The sequence below is a fragment of the Pseudomonas sp. B21-017 genome (genome assembly GCF_024749245.1).
In the GTDB taxonomy this organism is placed as follows: domain Bacteria; phylum Pseudomonadota; class Gammaproteobacteria; order Pseudomonadales; family Pseudomonadaceae; genus Aquipseudomonas.
Genome location: NZ_CP087194.1, coordinates 2,661,137 through 2,676,966, shown reverse-complemented (window position 1 = coordinate 2,676,966; position 15,830 = coordinate 2,661,137). Strand labels below are relative to the sequence as shown.

Below are 15,830 nucleotides of genomic sequence, written 5' to 3'. Positions count from 1 at the left end.
CACCTTATTAGAATGAGGTTTTCACGTAGAGCGAGACGAAGTCGCGGTCGGCCAACGACTGCCCGTAACTGAAATTGCCGTCCTCACGCAGCCCGGCTTTTGGGGCACCGAAGAAGTTCACGTAGTTCAGGCCGACATCCCAGCGCTGCAGGTAGGTGGCCTTGAGCCCGACACTCCAGTCGCCGGAATGGGTATTGCCGAAGCCCGATTTGTTGACCGCCGAAGAGCGCCCATCGAGTACCACACCCATGCCGATCGGCACGGTCAGGTCGATCCCGTCGACAATCTGGAAGTACGCCGGCTCCACCAATACCCGCAGTGCCGTAGCATCGCGGGTGGTGTTGGCATCCAGCGCGGCGGCGTTCTCGGTCACGCTCAGGGTGCGGTTCCAGGCCAGCTCGGCCAGTGCCGAGCCGCCATCCCAAAATGCGGTGGGCGATAACAGGTAAATCGCCGACAGGTTGGCGTGAGCGGTTTTGCCCCTGGCAAACAGTGAGTTATCGTCGCCATCGGCCGCCACGCCAGGGGCCACCACTTGCAGATTGCTCACCAGCGGCGCGTTCCAGCGCACGGAAGTTTCACCGGCAAAGTTGAACGGCCCATAAGCGGTGGAGAAGCTGACACCGGCAGTCTTGATGTCTTCGGCGTAGACCTGACGATAGGAACTCAGGATCGGCAACCCCGTGGCGGCCGCAGCCGCACCGTCGAGGTAGGCGTACAGGCCGGTCGGGGTTTTGTCGTGATACTGCGCAGCGTAGAAACCCAACTCCAGCTCGGTGCCGGTCGGCTTGAAGCGGATCTGCATACCGCCCTGCCCCGAATTTCGCGGTTTCAAATCACCGCCATTCACCGTGTCGTTGCCGAACACTTCGCGCAGTGAACCGCTGCCGTAACCGATGGCATCGATATCGCTCAGGTAGCTGCCGGCGCCGGGCACATTGGAGCGTTCCCACTCAAACTGGTAGTAAGCGCCCACCGACAGCTGCGGGTTGATCTGCAACTGCCCGGAGATCTGATTGACCGGACGCAGGATCTCCTTGAACTGGGTCCCCGGCACGCTGAGCAACTTGACCACATCGGTCGGGCCCTGGGCATTGGCAATGCCGTTGCCACCGTAGAACAGGCTTTCGCCGTAGATCAGGCTGTGTCGGCCCAGACGCACCACGCCCTGGGAGTCTTCACCGAGGTCACCGCGCAGGAACACGAAGGCGTCGAGAATTTCCGCGTCGCGACCGTGGAGCTTGCGGGTTTCGCTGAGGAAATGCGTTTGCTCGCTGCTGTCGGTGTCCTTGTTGTAGATATCGTCGTACCAGGCTGCGCCGCTCACACGCAGGCCATAGTTTTGCCGGCTGAGGTCCATTTCGGAAAACAGGTCCAGACGATTGGAGACCAGGCCACTGCTGAAGTTTTTATCGCCCTGACTCTGGATCGAGGGATACAGGCCGTTGGCGGTCGGTGCGTTGACCAATCGGCTGTCCTGCCCCTGAAGACGCCAGGCCTGGCTGTACTTGATGGTGTTGTCCCAACGCAGTTTCCAGTCGGAATCACCAAGGTCCATTTGCATGGCCTCGACCCTTTCGACCATCACACCGGCGCTGCATAACGCCAGAAACAGGGCGCAATGCTTGAAACGAAAGCAACGTTTAACGTTGTCCATGGACGCTCCTCATTATTTTTATTTTTGCCTGTGCATCTGTGGCGAGGGGGCTTGTCGGAACGCCGCATCGCCCCGTTGGGGCGCGCAACGGCCCTCAAGTAGAACCGGTGCACCGGTTTACGACTGCTTCGCAGCCGAACGGGAGCAAGCTCCCTCGCCACAGCCGCTGTCTACAGGTGTGCATTTCAGATGTAGGTGGAGGCCAATCCGCCATCGACGGCCAGGTTGACGCCGTTGATCCAGCGCGACTCGTCGGCACACAGGAAAGCGATCACCGCCGCTACCTCATCGGCATAAGCGGGGCGTTTCATGCGATGGGCATCGGCCTGGGTTCGGGCCTCACCGAGCATGCTCACGAAGTCGCCGAGGATCGGCGTGAAAACCGGACCTGGCGCGACGCTGTTCATGCGCACCGAATGTTCGAGAAACCAGGGTTGGGCCTGCAGGTAATTCCAGACGATCAAGGCTTCCTTGAAATACTGGTAGCAGGTCTGGTCCGGTACCGGGTGCTCGGCCAGCCAGGCCTGCCCAGCGGCGAAACCTTCGATGCACGCCAGCGCCTTGTGCTGTTCCAGACGTAACGGCCACTCGGCGCCGAGGATCGAGGCGATATTGACGATGCTGCCGCCAGCGTTGATGCGTGGCAGCAACGCGCTGCTCAAGTGGCGCAATCCCAGGTAGTTGACCCGCGCCAACAGTTGCGGGTTTGCAGTGCCCGGCACCCCGGCGATATTGCACAGGCTGTCGATCCGTGCCGGTAGCTGCGCCAGCAACCGGTCGATGTTCTCGGCACTGCTCAGATCGCCCTGAACAAAACCATCCAGGGTCATGTGCGGCGCCTTCAGGTCCACGCCAATCACGTGGGCGCCGTGGCTGCGCAGCAGGCTTGCCGTGGCCGCGCCGATACCCGAAGAGACGCCGGTCACCAGCACAATCTTGTTGTCGAGTTTCATGTTGAGTCCTCTTATTATTTTTGTGTACTCGGTGAGCCGACCTACCTTGTCGGCCCGACAAAACCGGCCCGTCAGAACGGGTAACGCGGCGCCTTATCCTTGACCGTCACCCATTGCCATTGGGTGTATTCATCCCAGTCGGCCGGGCCGCCTACGCTGCCGGCATTTCCTGAGCTGCCGCGTCCGCCGAAGGGGTTGATGCATTCGTCGGCCACTGTCTGGTCGTTGATGTGCAGCAGCCCGCAATTGAGTTGCTCGCCCATCGCCATCGCGTGCCCGACCGAAGGCGTAATGATCCCCGCGGACAAGCCATACTCGGTGCGGTTGGCCAGGTCGATGGCCTCATCGTCGCTGGCAAAACTCACCACCGTGGCCACCGGGCCGAAGATTTCCTCGTCGAACGCACGCATGCCCGGGCGCACACCGGAAAGCACCGTGGGCTGGTAGAAGAGCTGCTCATACTCGCCGCCGGCTTGCAGAGTTGCCCCGGCCGTCACACTCTCCGTGACGATTTCATGCACTCGCAACAGCTGGCGTTTGTTGATCAACGGCCCCAGCACCGCCTCACCGCGAGCGGCATTGCCGACCGTGATTGCCCGTGCCTTTTCTGCCAACCGGCGGACCAGTTCTTGTGCAATCGACTCATGAGCCAGGATGCGTCCGGTGGCCATGCAAATCTGCCCCTGATGCAGCCAGGCACCCCACGCGGCGTTGCTGGCCGCCAGTTCGAGATCGGCGTCTTCGAGCACGATCAACGAGTTCTTGCCGCCCAGCTCCAGGGCGACTTTTTTCAGATGACGCCCAGCCAGCTCCGCGACTTTGCGCCCCGCTGCGGTGGAGCCGGTGAACGCGATCATCCGCACATGCGGATCGCGGCACAGCGCTTCTCCGGCTGGCGCTGCACCCGGCAACACCTGCAGCAAGCCCTTGGGCAGACCGGCCGCCTCGAACAACCGGGCAATGATGAAACCGCCACTGACCGGGGTCTGCGGATCGGGCTTGAGCACCACGGCGTTGCCCGCCGCCAGCGCCGGCGCCACCGAACGCAGGGACAACACCAAGGGAAAGTTGAACGGCGAGATCACCCCGACCACGCCATGGGGCAACCGGCGTGCATAGGACAAGCGCCCCGCTTCGCTCGGCAGAACCAGACCATGGGGTTGCGACAGCAGCCCGGCCGCCTGATGCAGCAACACGATCGCCTCACGGACCTCATGTTCACCCTTGAACAGGCTGCCGCCACTTTCCCGGGCGATGTACAACGCCAGTTCGGCAAAGTGTTGCTGGGCCAGTGCGGCAGCTTTACGAAAGATCTCTGCGCGTTCCCGTGGCCCCAATGCCGCCCAGGCCGGTTGAGCACGAGCGGCGTTCAGGCTGGCAAACGCGATGTCTGCTGCGTCGGCCAAACCGGTGACGGTCAACACCTCGCCGGTGGCCGGTTCGATGACGCTATGGCTGCCGCCCAATGGACGTAGCCAGTCACCATTGAAGATGCGTTCACGCCATGGCTCGTCCCGCAGAAAATCAGATGGTTCACTTACCGACATTTCGGTCTCCCGGCTCTTGTGTTTGTCATTGCCTGACGCGGCCTTGCTAAAACGATGCAAGGCGTCTGCGTGGTGAAAGCGCTAGAGCAAGGGCTGTGCCGACTTCCTGCGTCGCGCCGCATTTCAAGTGGCGAAGGCTCTGGCTTGCGGGCTGTAGAGGGGTGTTTGCGAATAGGACAAGGTGCTTGGCGTACAGCCGGCAGCTCGCCACTTGTCCAAATGATAAAGTTATGTTTAATAACTGTTTTGCTAGTTGATCATTTCGATCAGTCGACTCGCTCAGGGGCATAACAATGAACAATCCCCATTCGCTGCTTCCTCATCTTGCCGTGCAGGAGGAGCATTTCTCGCCCCGAGGCGACAGTACCCAACTGGCCGAAGGCAACTCACCGACCCTGGCCGAGTTGACCGAATGCCTGTTCTTTTCCCCTGTTGACGGACGTATCTGGCTCAACGACCAGCGCATGCTGCTATTGCACAGCTCATCCTTCGGCGCGCTGCGACGAGAAATTATCGAGCGCCAGGGACTGGAACAGAGCCGCGGCCTGTTTACCCGCACCGGCTATCTCTCCGGCGCACGCGATGCGCGACTGATCCGCGAGCGCTGGCCAGACGCCGACGCCGCGGCGGTTTTCTCGGCCGGCACGCGTCTGCATACACTCGAAGGCATGACCAAGGTCGAACCCCTGCACTTCAAATTCGACGCCGACTCAGGCTTCTATGAAGGTGAATTCCTCTGGCACCATTCCTGTGAGGCGGACGAACATATCGCCGCCTACGGGATCGGCCAGGATCCGGTGTGCTGGACCGAACTGGGCTATGCCATCGGTTATGTCAGCGGGCTGTTCGGCCGTCTGGTGATCTTCCGCGAAACCGAATGCCGGGGCATGGGCCATGAGAGCTGCCGGGTGATCGGCAAGACCGCCGAGCAATGGGGCGATGTCGAGCAGGACCTGAGTTATCTCACCGCCTCACCCTCAAGCGCCGCGCCCAAACAGCCTCAAGCCCCGGCGCCCGCCCCCCAGGATGACGACAGCGAAAACCCCGGCGGGCCAAAACCGATTGGCGCCAGCGCGGCCTTCAATGCCGCTACCCTCGCCTTGCAGCGCGTGGCGCCGACGCCCGCCACGGTGTTGTTCAGCGGCGAGTCCGGGGTCGGCAAAGAGTTGTTCGCCCGTCAGTTGCATCAGTTCAGCCCACGCCATCAAGCACCTTTCGTGGCGCTCAACTGCGCCGCCATCCCGGACAATCTGATCGAGGCTGAGCTGTTTGGTGTCGAACGTGGCGCCTACACCGGCGCGACCCATTCGCGCCCCGGACGCTTCGAGCGCGCCCAGGGCGGCACGCTGTTTCTCGACGAAATCGCCAGCCTCAGCCTGCCGGGTCAGGGCAAGTTGCTGCGTGCATTGCAGGAGCGGGAGATCGAGCGCATCGGCGGTGGCCAGCCCATCAAGGTCGACGTCCGGGTGGTGGCGGCCACCAATGTCGACTTGCGCAAAGCCGTGGCGGCCGGAGAATTTCGCGAAGACTTGTTCTACCGGCTGAATGTCTACCCCATCGTGCTGCCACCGCTGCGAGAACGTCGCGACGACATTCCGTTGCTGGTCAACGCGTTCCTGCGGCGCTTCTGTCAGGCCTACGCCCGCAAACCCGCCGGCCTGACCATGCGCGCACTCAAGGTGTTATTGCGCTATGACTTCCCCGGCAACGTACGGGAACTGCAGAACCTGGTGGAGCGCGGCCTGATCGCCAGCGAAGACGGCCAAGCCATCGATCTGATCCACCTGTTTCGCAACGAACCCATGCCGCAGGATGCGTACTCTCTGGACGACAATGGCAGCCTCGCCGCAACTGACCAGAGTCCCGCCGGCACACAGCCTCGCCCAGCCTTGCTGGAGACCCTGGCTCGCCTGGAACACGGCTTCTCCATTGAAGGGCTGGAGTCGCGCCTGATCGATGAAGCGCTGCAAAAAAGCCAAGGCAATCTGGCCGCTGCCGCGCGACTGCTGGGTTTGAGTCGTGCGCAGTTTGCCTATCGACTGAAAAAATACCGACAGGCATCGGCTTGATTCAGACGGACCAATGCACGGTGAACAGTGTGTAAAAGATTAATGAAATTAACTATAAAGCCTGAGGACTCTCGCCATCAGCCAACGAGACTTTTCGCTTCCGGGATAAACGCGCACTACAGAAATTAGCGCTTTAAAAGTTTTACCCGATTAAGTATTTTGCATGGATGATTGGGCGACATGCGCCCCCTTTATTCATAGCGACAAGGGATCAACCGTGAGCGGACTGCGTGAACGTCAGAAAGTCGAACGACGCCAAGCCATCAGCAAGGCAGCGATCGAACTGTTCGAGCGTCAAGGTTTCCAGAACACCACCATCGAACAGATCGCCAACCAGGCTGGGGTGTCGGCGCCCACCGTGTTCAAGTACTTCGGCAACAAGCAGGAAATCATCCTGGAAATCCTGCACGACGCCGACCAGCGCGCCCTCAAGGACACCCGCAACCAGATCCCTGAAATAGAAGATCCGGTCGAGGCCCTGTGCTACCTGGAACGCCTGCTGACCGGTTACGCCCTGGAAGTCATGCATCCCAGTCTCTGGCGTGAACTGCTGCCGTTGATTCTATTTGGTGGTGATAACGGACTGCCCGAAGGTTATCGGGCCATGAACGATGCGCTCAGGGCCGAAATCAGCGGTTTACTCAGAGAACTGCAACAGGCCGGCAAGCTACGCGCCGACCTCAACGTCGACCTGGCCGCCTTCCTGTTGAACGACTACTCACACCTGCAGTTGTTCAGGCTGGTCAACCAGGAACAGCCGGACATCGAGTCACACTCCGCCCAGGTAAGGCGTATCACCGAGCTGCTCTTTTACGGAATGCGGGCCTGAGAACGCCAGCCTCCTCCCAGACTGGCTGCATGCCATAGCCGAGGCGCGTCATTGCTGGCGAGCCCGGCGTCACGACGCCGGGCCACGATGATCAGCGGTTGGTCTTGATGGTGGTCCAGGTGCGGGTGCGGATCCGCTCCACGGCTGCCGGCATGGGCTGCAGAGCGAACAGTGTTTTGCGCGCTTCGTCCGGCACATACATGTTGGGGTTATTACGGATCTCGGCGTTCACCAGTGCGGTGGCGTCCTTGTTCGGATTGGGGTAACCGATCTTGTTGCTGATCCGGGCAATGACGTCAGGGCGCAGGATGTAGTTGATGAACTCATAGGCTTCTTTGGTATGGGGGGCGTTGGTCGGCACCATCATCACGTCCGACCACATCGGCGCGCCTTCCTTGGGTAACGCCATCTCCACCCTGACGCCCTTGCCGGCCGCATCGGCCAGTTGCTTGGCCAGCGCCACGCCACCCGACCAGCCGACGGCTACGCAAATGTCACCGTTGGCCAGGTCCATGCCGTAGCGTGAGGAGTTGAAGTAGGTGATGTGCGGGCGAATCTTCATCATCGCCGCCTGGGCCTGCGGGTAGTCTTCGCGCTTCTGGCTGTTGGGGTCGAGGCCCTTGTAGTGCAAGGCGATGGGCACGATTTCGTTGGCTGCGTCGAGGAAACCGACACCGCAACTGGCCAGCTTGGCGAGGTTCTCTTCCTTGAAGATCATGTCCCAGGTGTTCATCTGCACATTGGCGCCCAGGACTTGCTGAACCTTGTCGACGTTGTAGCCGATCAGCGTGGTGCCCCATAGGTACGGTGCTGCGTAGCGGTTGCCCGTATCACCGGCAGCTTCCAGGGTTTTCATGAACTCCGGGTCCAGGTGCTGCCAGTTCGGCAGCTGGTTGCGGTCCAGCGGCTGGACGGCACCGGCGGCGATCAGGTGACTCAGGTTGGCGCTGCCGGGGTACACCACGTCATACCCGGAATTGCCGGTCAGCAGCTTGGACTCCAGGGTTTCGACACTGTCAAAAACGTCGTAGACCGGACGGATGCCCGTTTCCTCCTGGAAGTTCTTGAGCACTTCAGGTGGCAGGTATTCGATCCAGTTGTAGATCCGCACCGTGCGCTCTTCAGCCAGGCACACCCCGCTGGCCAGCAACGACACTACAGCGCCCAATAAGGTGTTACGCAAAAACATGTTCATGGTTAAGCACTCCTGCGCGGCCGCGAAGGCTCGCGGCACTTAATAGCGGTAGGTGAAGTACAGTTCCAGCGCACTGAATCTCTGGTCATCGCCGAACACCTGCCTGGCGGCGGCCAGCGGCTTGACCCAGTTATAGGAGAGCGACGTATAGAACGACGGCGTCGGGGTCCAGTCGAGGAAAACCACACTCTCGTCCGCAAAGCGCCGATCGCTGACCTGCGCACCCATGTAGTTTTTCTCGTCCAGCCAGAACTGATAGTGGATCGCGCCGAGGGTCAGCGTTTCATTGAGGTGGGTCTTGAGCGAGAACTGCTGGACGTTTTCGTTGCTGTTGAACAGCAGGTAGTTGCCGACGACATCCCCCACCAGCCAGGTGCTCCAGTCGACGAAGCCCTTGCTCAGTGACTCCCAGGCTTTCTGTCGGTTGTCGGCGAGGTTGTCGTCGCCGGAAAAACTGGCGTAGCGATAGCCGATCACCGGGGTCAGCGGCAACGTGTTGAAGGCGTAATCCGCCTGACCGTACCAGGCGTTGGCATCGTAATCCACGCCTTCACCACTGCCCCGTTCCACGGCGTATTCGGCATTCAGGGTCAGGTCCGGCACGCCCGGTACTTTGGCCTTCAACGCACGCACGTTGTACACCTGCATCCCGTCCCGGCGTCGTGGCAGTGTACTGCCCTTGGGCCCCAGCGCATTGACCTTCATCGCCATGGCCCCCAGTGTCACCTGGTCGTCGAGGTTGTAGTCCAGGTTAGCGCCGGTCATGCGGAAGTCACCCAGATCGTCATCGACCCGCAAGGTGAAGGCCTGGGTTTTCAATGCGCCATGATCCCAGGCCAGAATGGCCGAATCCTTGAAGGCGGTTCTGGGGCCAAGCCAGTAGGCGCCGTCCTTGAGTTGGTCGAGGTTACCGTCCATGACGATGAAGCCGGTGCCGATCATGTAGTTCTGGCGACCGGCTGTGAGCGTCCACTCCCCGGCCCGGAAACCACCGTAGAGTTCTTCGGTGGCCACGTCACCATCAGAGCTGCGGGTGAAGCCGCCGGCATCGCCGTCGCCAAAGGTGGTCGCCGCCACCAGCGAGCCACCGGCCAACAGGCTGAAGTCTGGCTGCAGGGCGTATTCCAGCTTGACGCCGGGCTTGACGTAGAGCTCCTGCCAGTCGATTTTCGTACCGCCATTCTTGCCGCTGCGCGCATCGACGCGGCCGCTGCCGAAGTTGACGTTACGGGTGGAAAGGGTCGCACCGCCGGCAGTGAAGTTGACCTCACCCTTGAGGTTGCCATCCTCGAAGGTGTAGCCCGCCAGTGCGACTTGGGCGGTCAGGGGTAAGCTGACCGCTAAGAGCGTTCGAGAGAAACGCGTCATGAGAACCATATGAAGCTCCTGTGTGATTATTGTTGTTACAGGGCAGTGAATGGCGGCGCAAAGCGCCGCCAACACCTGGTCGAGCCAGGCGAATAGGTCGCAAACTTCTTGTCGTTATGAGGCGTTTCAGTGAGTAAGGTGCGCGGCGATGGCACGCAGCATGCGCACGCTGTCAGCATCGAACGGGCTGACAGCCTCGGTCAGCGATGACTGCTTGACGATCACCACACCGGACGGCTTATCGACGAACAGGTACTGGCCGTGGATACCGCCGGCCATGATCGCCTGACTGTGGTCGTTGAAGACGTACCACTGGCTGCGGTAGGAAGCGTCAGGGGTCCATTGGGAGAACTCGGAGTTTTTGGCGTAGATCGCGGGATCGGAGCCGGCGCAAATGCGTGCAACCGTTTCGGTCGACAGCAATTGCAGCCCATCATGGCGACCGTCGTCGGCCAGCAGCCGACCGAACCGCGCCATGTCTCGCAAGGTGGCGTTGAAACCGGCACCGGCAACGCTACGCCCCCAAGGATCGGCCATGAAGTAGCCGTCGCGCTCACACCCCAACTGGCTCCAGATGTCTTGCAGCAATTGATTGCAAGCCTTGCCCGAAGCGCGCTCCATGACCCAGGCCAGGGCTTCGGTGGTGGCGGTCACGTAATGGAAAAAGCCGCCGTGACTGCCGCGTTTTTTCAGCGACGGCAGGTACTGATACAGCGACTCGAACTGAGCGTACTGCGCAGGTGCCGGCTGGAAACCGCAGGCATAGCCGTACTGCGAGCTCTCGGAGTTGGGATCGTCGTAGACTTCGCTGTAGTCGATGCCCACGGCCATGTCGAACAGCTGGCGCACCGTGGCATCGCCAAACGCGCTACCCAACAGTTCGGACACGTAATACGCCGCCGGCAATTGCGGATCGAGGATGCCATCGCAGACCAGTTGCTCCCCCAGGGTGCCGATCAGCGACTTGGTCACCGAGAACATGACGTGCCGGTCCCGGGGACGCTGGCCGTTGAAGTAACGCTCGAACAGCACGGTGTCGCCCTGCATCACCAAAAAGGCGTCGGTCTGACTGACCACCAGATGATCGATGACACTGACGCTCAAGCCACATTCACTGTCGAAGTGCAGTTCATCCAGCGCTTGTGGCGCTTCCTTCAAGACGCTGACCGGTCCGCCACCCGCCTCCACATCAATGGAGGGACGCAGGCGCGCCAGATTGCGGAACCCCCACTGATTGAACGGTGGACGCATCCAGTTGTTCCAGGTGACGCGGCGTTTCGGCTCGGCCGGAAAACCCTGCATAAACAAAGGCGCCAAGCGCCTGTGGAGTGACGATTCATTCGTCTCGATGTAAAGACTGGCCAGCAACGGCACGGTGTTCTGACTCATCGGGTTTCCCCTGCAAAATGACTCTGCGTGAAAGCAGATGCAGGGAAATAATTACCCGGTATTATTTTTTAGTCAATAAAACATTTATCAGATAAAAATATTTTTAGCGCTGTGCTTTGATGGGGGGGCAAACACGGCGTTCAGCGCCCGTTACTCCTGCGACAGCCCTGCCAACCGGGGGGGTAATTGGGTGCTAAATGCCCTCGCAGGGTGCTGATACCAGGCGTAGGATCAATACGATGACTGCTTATCACGCATCGTTGGAAGGTGACTTCCAACCCATCTGCATTCACGCGCAAACGCAAGACATTTACCGCCGCACTGTAAGGCCGCGCGACCCTTCGCAGTACAAGGGCCGTGTTCTCACAACAACAAAAGCGAGGTGAAATCATGTCTGGTAATCGTGGTGTCGTGTATCTCGGCGCAGGCAAGGTCGAGGTGCAAACCATCCCCTATCCGAAAATGGAAGACCCGCGCGGCAAGCGCATTGACCATGGCGTGATCCTGCGCGTGGTTTCGACCAATATCTGCGGCTCCGACCAGCATATGGTGCGTGGCCGGACCACGGCCCAGGTCGGGCTGGTGCTTGGCCATGAGATCACCGGCGAGGTCATCGAGAAGGGCCGTGACGTGGAAAACGTGCAGATCGGTGACCTGGTATCGGTGCCGTTCAACGTCGCCTGCGGCCGTTGTCGCAGTTGCAAGGAGCAGCACACCGGCGTCTGCCTGACGGTCAATCCGGCGCGCCCCGGCGGTGCCTATGGCTATGTGGACATGGGTGACTGGGTTGGCGGCCAGGCCGAATATGTGTTGGTGCCGTATGCCGACTTCAACCTGTTGAAGCTGCCCGACCGCGACAAGGCAATGGAGAAAATCCGCGACCTGACCTGCCTCTCCGATATCCTGCCGACCGGCTACCATGGCGCGGTGACCGCCGGTGTCGGCCCTGGCAGCACGGTGTATATCGCCGGTGCCGGTCCGGTCGGACTGGCTGCCGCCGCCTCTGCCCGTCTGCTGGGTGCGGCGGTGGTGATAGTCGGCGACGTCAATCCGCTGCGCCTGGCGCATGCCAAGGCCCAGGGCTTCGAGATCGCCGACCTGACCCTGGACACTCCGCTGCACGAGCAAATCGCCAACCTGCTCGGTGAGCCGGAAGTCGATTGTGCGGTCGATGCGGTCGGTTTCGAAGCCCGTGGCCACGGCCATGACGGCGCGCAGCACGAGGCCCCGGCCGATGTGCTCAACGCGCTGATGGGCGTGGTGCGCGTCGCCGGCAATATCGGTATCCCCGGTCTGTATGTCACCGAAGACCCGGGTGCGGTCAACAAAGCCGCCAAGCATGGCAGCCTGAACATCCGTTTCGGCCTCGGCTGGGCCAAGTCCCACAGTTTCCACACCGGCCAGACCCCGACGATGAAGTACAACCGTCAGCTGATGCAGGCGATCATGTGGGACCGGATCAAGATTGCCGAGGTCGTCGGTGTACAGGTGATCAGCCTGGACGACGCGCCGCGTGGTTACCACGAGTTCGATGCCGGGGCGCCGAAGAAATTCGTCATGGATCCGCATAAGCTGTTTACCGCGGCCTAAGGAATGGGTTGGGACAAGGGCAGCTTTTGAGCTGCCCTTTTTATGGCCGTTTATAACGTTAGAAACAGCGCCGAGGTCCAGACTCGGGATTGATCGCGCTGCCGGGCGCAGATGAACAATGGATGTTCACGCCCCTGCTCCAGATTCAATCGGGCAAGCTCGATTTGCCCTTGCAGTTCACGAGGCAGCGGCCCAGCGGTTGTCCTTTCGAGGGACACCTTCAACTCCGCGCCCGGCAGCTCTTCGGTCACTTGCGATTGCACCAGCAACTCATCGCCGGACAACTCCATCAGCACCGTCGGCGCATGCACGTAAGGTTGCGGTTCAGACGGGTCGCCGACCTTGATGTAGTTATCGATGCGGCTATGAACCTGCAGCGTGGCGCCGGCCAATTGCGACAGGTCGATTTCGATGCTGTCGGTGTCGCCGTTGGTGTCGGTGCGAAAGGCCAGAACCGTTGCATCCTTGCGCCATACAGTTTGTTCGGGGTGATCGAGACCCAAGGCGCGAAAGCCGTTGATGACCGCACCCGTCACGCGAATCTCGCCGGTCCAGTAGGCGCCGCGATAACGGTCCTTGATCCTTGCGCCGCCCAGGCGCAGACGAATACGTTGGCTGGAAAAACCCAATTCCTGATGCAGGTTGCGCGACCAGATCAGCTTGTCGCCATCGAACAGATCGACCTGCTCCCAGCCCGCCTCTCCGAGCAGTCGATAGTCCAGCGGGGCATTTGCATCGGCGGTGAACACTTCACCCATGAAATGCTGGCCCTGGCGCAGGCTGGCAAATGAACGCTCGCCGGTGGTGGCAAAAGTGCGACGGGCGCGAAGTGCCTTGCCAACACTGGCTCGATCGAAGGCCTCGGCCACCACGCCAGTCAGCCCGCCGCGAGAGCCGAACACCGCCGTGGCCGGAACACCACCGCCACAACGCCCCTGATGCTCATCGCTGTTCGCCGCGGCACCCACCCGATAGCCACGCTGAAGCGCTTCGGCGTAGACCCAATGGAACTGCCCCCAGGCCGAGCCGACCTCGATCAGGCGCTCCAGCTCCGGATGGTGCCAGTCGAGGTTGCAACGGCGCCCACCGACGTGAGGCATCATCAAATGCCCTTCGGGGTCCTTGGCATAGGCGGCATACAACTCATCCACCGGCCAGGCACCCGGCTTGATGGTGCCGGCGGTGAACTCGTTCCACTCGAAAGAACGCACCAGCCGACCTTGATTGTCGAAGGGAAACTCGGGTTTGCGGTCATGCAGGAACACCACATTACGGTCACCACCCGCGCAAGAGTTGCCGCACCATTCGGTGCCGGGATAGCAAACAAATCGTCCTGGTTCATTGAGTTCGTGAATCAGGTTGACCGCCTGATCCCAGCGCTGCTCAGTGATATTGAAATCATTGGCGGTGTAACCGAGGACATCGAGCCCGGCGACATCGCGACCGTAGCTGAGGTTGTACAAGGTGTCGTTGGTGCCCACCGTGTCATCGGAGTGCACATGCAGGTCGGCGTACAGCGGGCGCAATGCAGTGCCGGCCGGATCGACAGTGACAAACGCCCGAGCGGCACGCACAAAAGGTGCCGCCACCTCGGCCGACAAGCGCCACTCCCCCACCGCACCGAGATCAAAACCCTCAAGCCGGGCAGTCGCCCAACCTTCAGCCGCCAGGGTGAACGGTTGTTGTCGCTCCCCCCCTTCGGGATCAACCAGAGTCAGGAAACCTTGGAGCGGCAAGTTGCGGCAGGTGTTGCCCCAGGCATCATCCACCCTGAGCAGTACGTCGAACGCCTCACCCGCGCTGACCAGGCGAGGCACGATCAACTGCACGCTTTGCGCCGGTCCCGGCACGATGTTCAGCAGCGGGTCACCCGGCACCTCGGCAAATTTCGAGCTGCCCAGCGGGTCGATGAACAAACGGAAACGGAAGTCCTTCTCGACAAAACTCTGCACCCGCGTACCCGCGCCGCCCTGACGACGATCGCCCAGGCGAATGATTATTTTGTCTCCCGGATTCAGGTAACCGTCGATGATGTCGATGATGATCGCTTTCTGAAACGGCCGTTCATGCCCCTTCTGGTCGAAGCGCACTTTCAGATGCTGCACAGAGGCCTGGCTCTGGCCAGGGACCAGCTCGCCTGCCTGATATTCGGCGCTGACATAGTTGGGGCCAGTCGGATTCGAGGTCTGGAACAAGGCCCAGTCGGAGTAGAACTTGAAGGCCAGTTTCAACCAGGCGCCGTCTGCGAGGCCGCTGCCGCCGACCTCGTAGACCAGGGTAATTTCATCCCATTGGCCGGCAATCAGCGTGTCACGATCACAGTGGATGCTGCCCAGAAACGGGCGTTGTTTGTTGCGTTCGTAGAGGCCTTGAGGGGCAATGTAATACCCGGCTTCGCGGGGATCGAAAACGTTACTCACATGACACCTCGTGCAGTGGTCCACTGAAGGTTTGAAGGGGGTTGAAGTCAAATGACGATGCTTACTGCACTCGCCATTTCTGGTAATGACGCTCGATACGCCTGAACACAAAACTCTCCATCAGCCAGGCAATCAGGCCGATCACCACAATGCCCAGCAGCACCTGGCTGCTATTGCCGATCTGCCCACCCGTCGACACCATCCACCCGATGCCCTGGGACGCACCGATCATTTCCGCCGCGACCAATGCCCTCCAGCCCTGGCTGAAGCCGATGCGCAACGCCGCTGTCACGAAGGGCAGCGAGGCCGGCAGGTAAACGTGGGCCAGCAGTTGCCAGCGGTTGGCGCCCAAGGTGCGTGCCGCACGGACTTCACCGCCGCGGATACTCTGCACGCCCTCCTGAATGGTCACGGCCATGGGGAACATCGCGGCAATGAAAATCACCAACACGATGGAGACATAGCCCAAGCCAAAAATGATCATGATCAGCGGCGCCCAGGCGATCGGCGGGATCGCCATGAACAGGCTGTTGAGCGGCGAGATGAAATCGCGAAAACGCGAGGACAGGCCACCGGCAGTACCCAGCAGAATCGCGACGATCACCGCCGCGCAAAAGCCGCCAACCTCTTCAAGGACGCTGGCCCGCAGGTGCTGCCACAACGAACTGTCGCCCAGCCAGCGCACAGCCTCGCGGGCAACATCCCATGGCTGCGGCAGGATGTAAGTGGGAAAGCGGCTGGCCAGGGCCATCCAGATCAACAGCAGGAATGGCAGTGACGCCCATCCCCAATTCGGTTTTGGCAAGGACATGA

The 15,830-nt window shown here is 60.8% G+C and carries 11 protein-coding genes; 3 read left to right on the top strand and 8 right to left on the bottom strand.

Annotation, left to right across the window (positions count from 1 at the left end; all coding sequences use genetic code 11):
- Positions 1-7 precede the first annotated feature (7 nt).
- The 3 genes from LOY28_RS12220 to LOY28_RS12210 all read right to left on the bottom strand — a co-directional run bounded on the left by LOY28_RS12220 (position 8) and on the right by LOY28_RS12210 (position 4,157).
- Positions 8-1,657 carry a DUF1302 domain-containing protein gene (locus tag LOY28_RS12220; RefSeq protein WP_064617333.1) on the bottom strand — a complete coding sequence of 550 codons (1,650 nt, stop codon included), beginning with the start codon at positions 1,655-1,657 and terminating at the stop codon, positions 8-10.
- Between the two features lie 185 nt (positions 1,658-1,842).
- Positions 1,843-2,610, bottom strand: a complete 768-nt coding sequence (locus LOY28_RS12215; RefSeq protein ID WP_064617331.1) for a coniferyl-alcohol dehydrogenase — start codon at positions 2,608-2,610, stop codon at positions 1,843-1,845.
- Positions 2,611-2,681: 71 nt separating this feature from the next.
- Positions 2,682-4,157, bottom strand: a complete 1,476-nt coding sequence (locus tag LOY28_RS12210; protein WP_111454916.1) for a benzaldehyde dehydrogenase — start codon at positions 4,155-4,157, stop codon at positions 2,682-2,684.
- A 293-nt stretch (positions 4,158-4,450) separates the two neighbouring features.
- On the opposite strand from LOY28_RS12210, the gene LOY28_RS12205 reads away from it, so the two are divergent.
- On the top strand, positions 4,451-6,226 hold the full coding sequence (locus tag LOY28_RS12205; RefSeq protein ID WP_258613903.1) for a sigma-54-dependent Fis family transcriptional regulator: 1,776 nt from the start codon (positions 4,451-4,453) through the stop codon (positions 6,224-6,226).
- 217 nt (positions 6,227-6,443) lie between these two features.
- Positions 6,444-7,055, top strand: coding sequence for a TetR/AcrR family transcriptional regulator (locus LOY28_RS12200; RefSeq protein ID WP_028940835.1), 612 nt, complete (start codon positions 6,444-6,446; stop codon positions 7,053-7,055).
- A 91-nt stretch (positions 7,056-7,146) separates the two neighbouring features.
- Here the strand turns inward: LOY28_RS12200 and LOY28_RS12195 are convergent, their stop codons facing one another.
- The 3 genes from LOY28_RS12195 to LOY28_RS12185 form a co-directional block, all read right to left on the bottom strand.
- A complete protein-coding gene (locus LOY28_RS12195) occupies positions 7,147-8,250 on the bottom strand; it encodes a polyamine ABC transporter substrate-binding protein (RefSeq protein WP_258613902.1) in 1,104 nt (367 codons plus the stop codon).
- A 39-nt stretch (positions 8,251-8,289) separates the two neighbouring features.
- Positions 8,290-9,627 carry an alginate export family protein gene (locus tag LOY28_RS12190; RefSeq protein ID WP_258613901.1) on the bottom strand — a complete coding sequence of 446 codons (1,338 nt, stop codon included), beginning with the start codon at positions 9,625-9,627 and terminating at the stop codon, positions 8,290-8,292.
- Between the two features lie 117 nt (positions 9,628-9,744).
- Positions 9,745-11,007, bottom strand: a complete 1,263-nt coding sequence (locus tag LOY28_RS12185) for a serine hydrolase (protein WP_258613900.1) — start codon at positions 11,005-11,007, stop codon at positions 9,745-9,747.
- 390 nt (positions 11,008-11,397) lie between these two features.
- Between LOY28_RS12185 and fdhA the strand changes: the two genes are divergently transcribed.
- Positions 11,398-12,597: a formaldehyde dehydrogenase, glutathione-independent gene (fdhA, locus tag LOY28_RS12180; RefSeq protein WP_018927872.1), complete on the top strand. Its 1,200-nt coding sequence runs from the start codon at positions 11,398-11,400 to the stop codon at positions 12,595-12,597.
- A gap of 50 nt (positions 12,598-12,647) precedes the next feature.
- Here the strand turns inward: fdhA and LOY28_RS12175 are convergent, their stop codons facing one another.
- Positions 12,648-15,017 (bottom strand): hypothetical protein, encoded by a 2,370-nt coding sequence (locus LOY28_RS12175; protein WP_258613899.1) that lies wholly within the window; start codon positions 15,015-15,017, stop codon positions 12,648-12,650.
- A 61-nt stretch (positions 15,018-15,078) separates the two neighbouring features.
- Positions 15,079-15,828 carry an ABC transporter permease gene (locus LOY28_RS12170; RefSeq protein ID WP_192351225.1) on the bottom strand — a complete coding sequence of 250 codons (750 nt, stop codon included), beginning with the start codon at positions 15,826-15,828 and terminating at the stop codon, positions 15,079-15,081.
- Between the last annotated feature and the right edge of the window lie 2 nt (positions 15,829-15,830).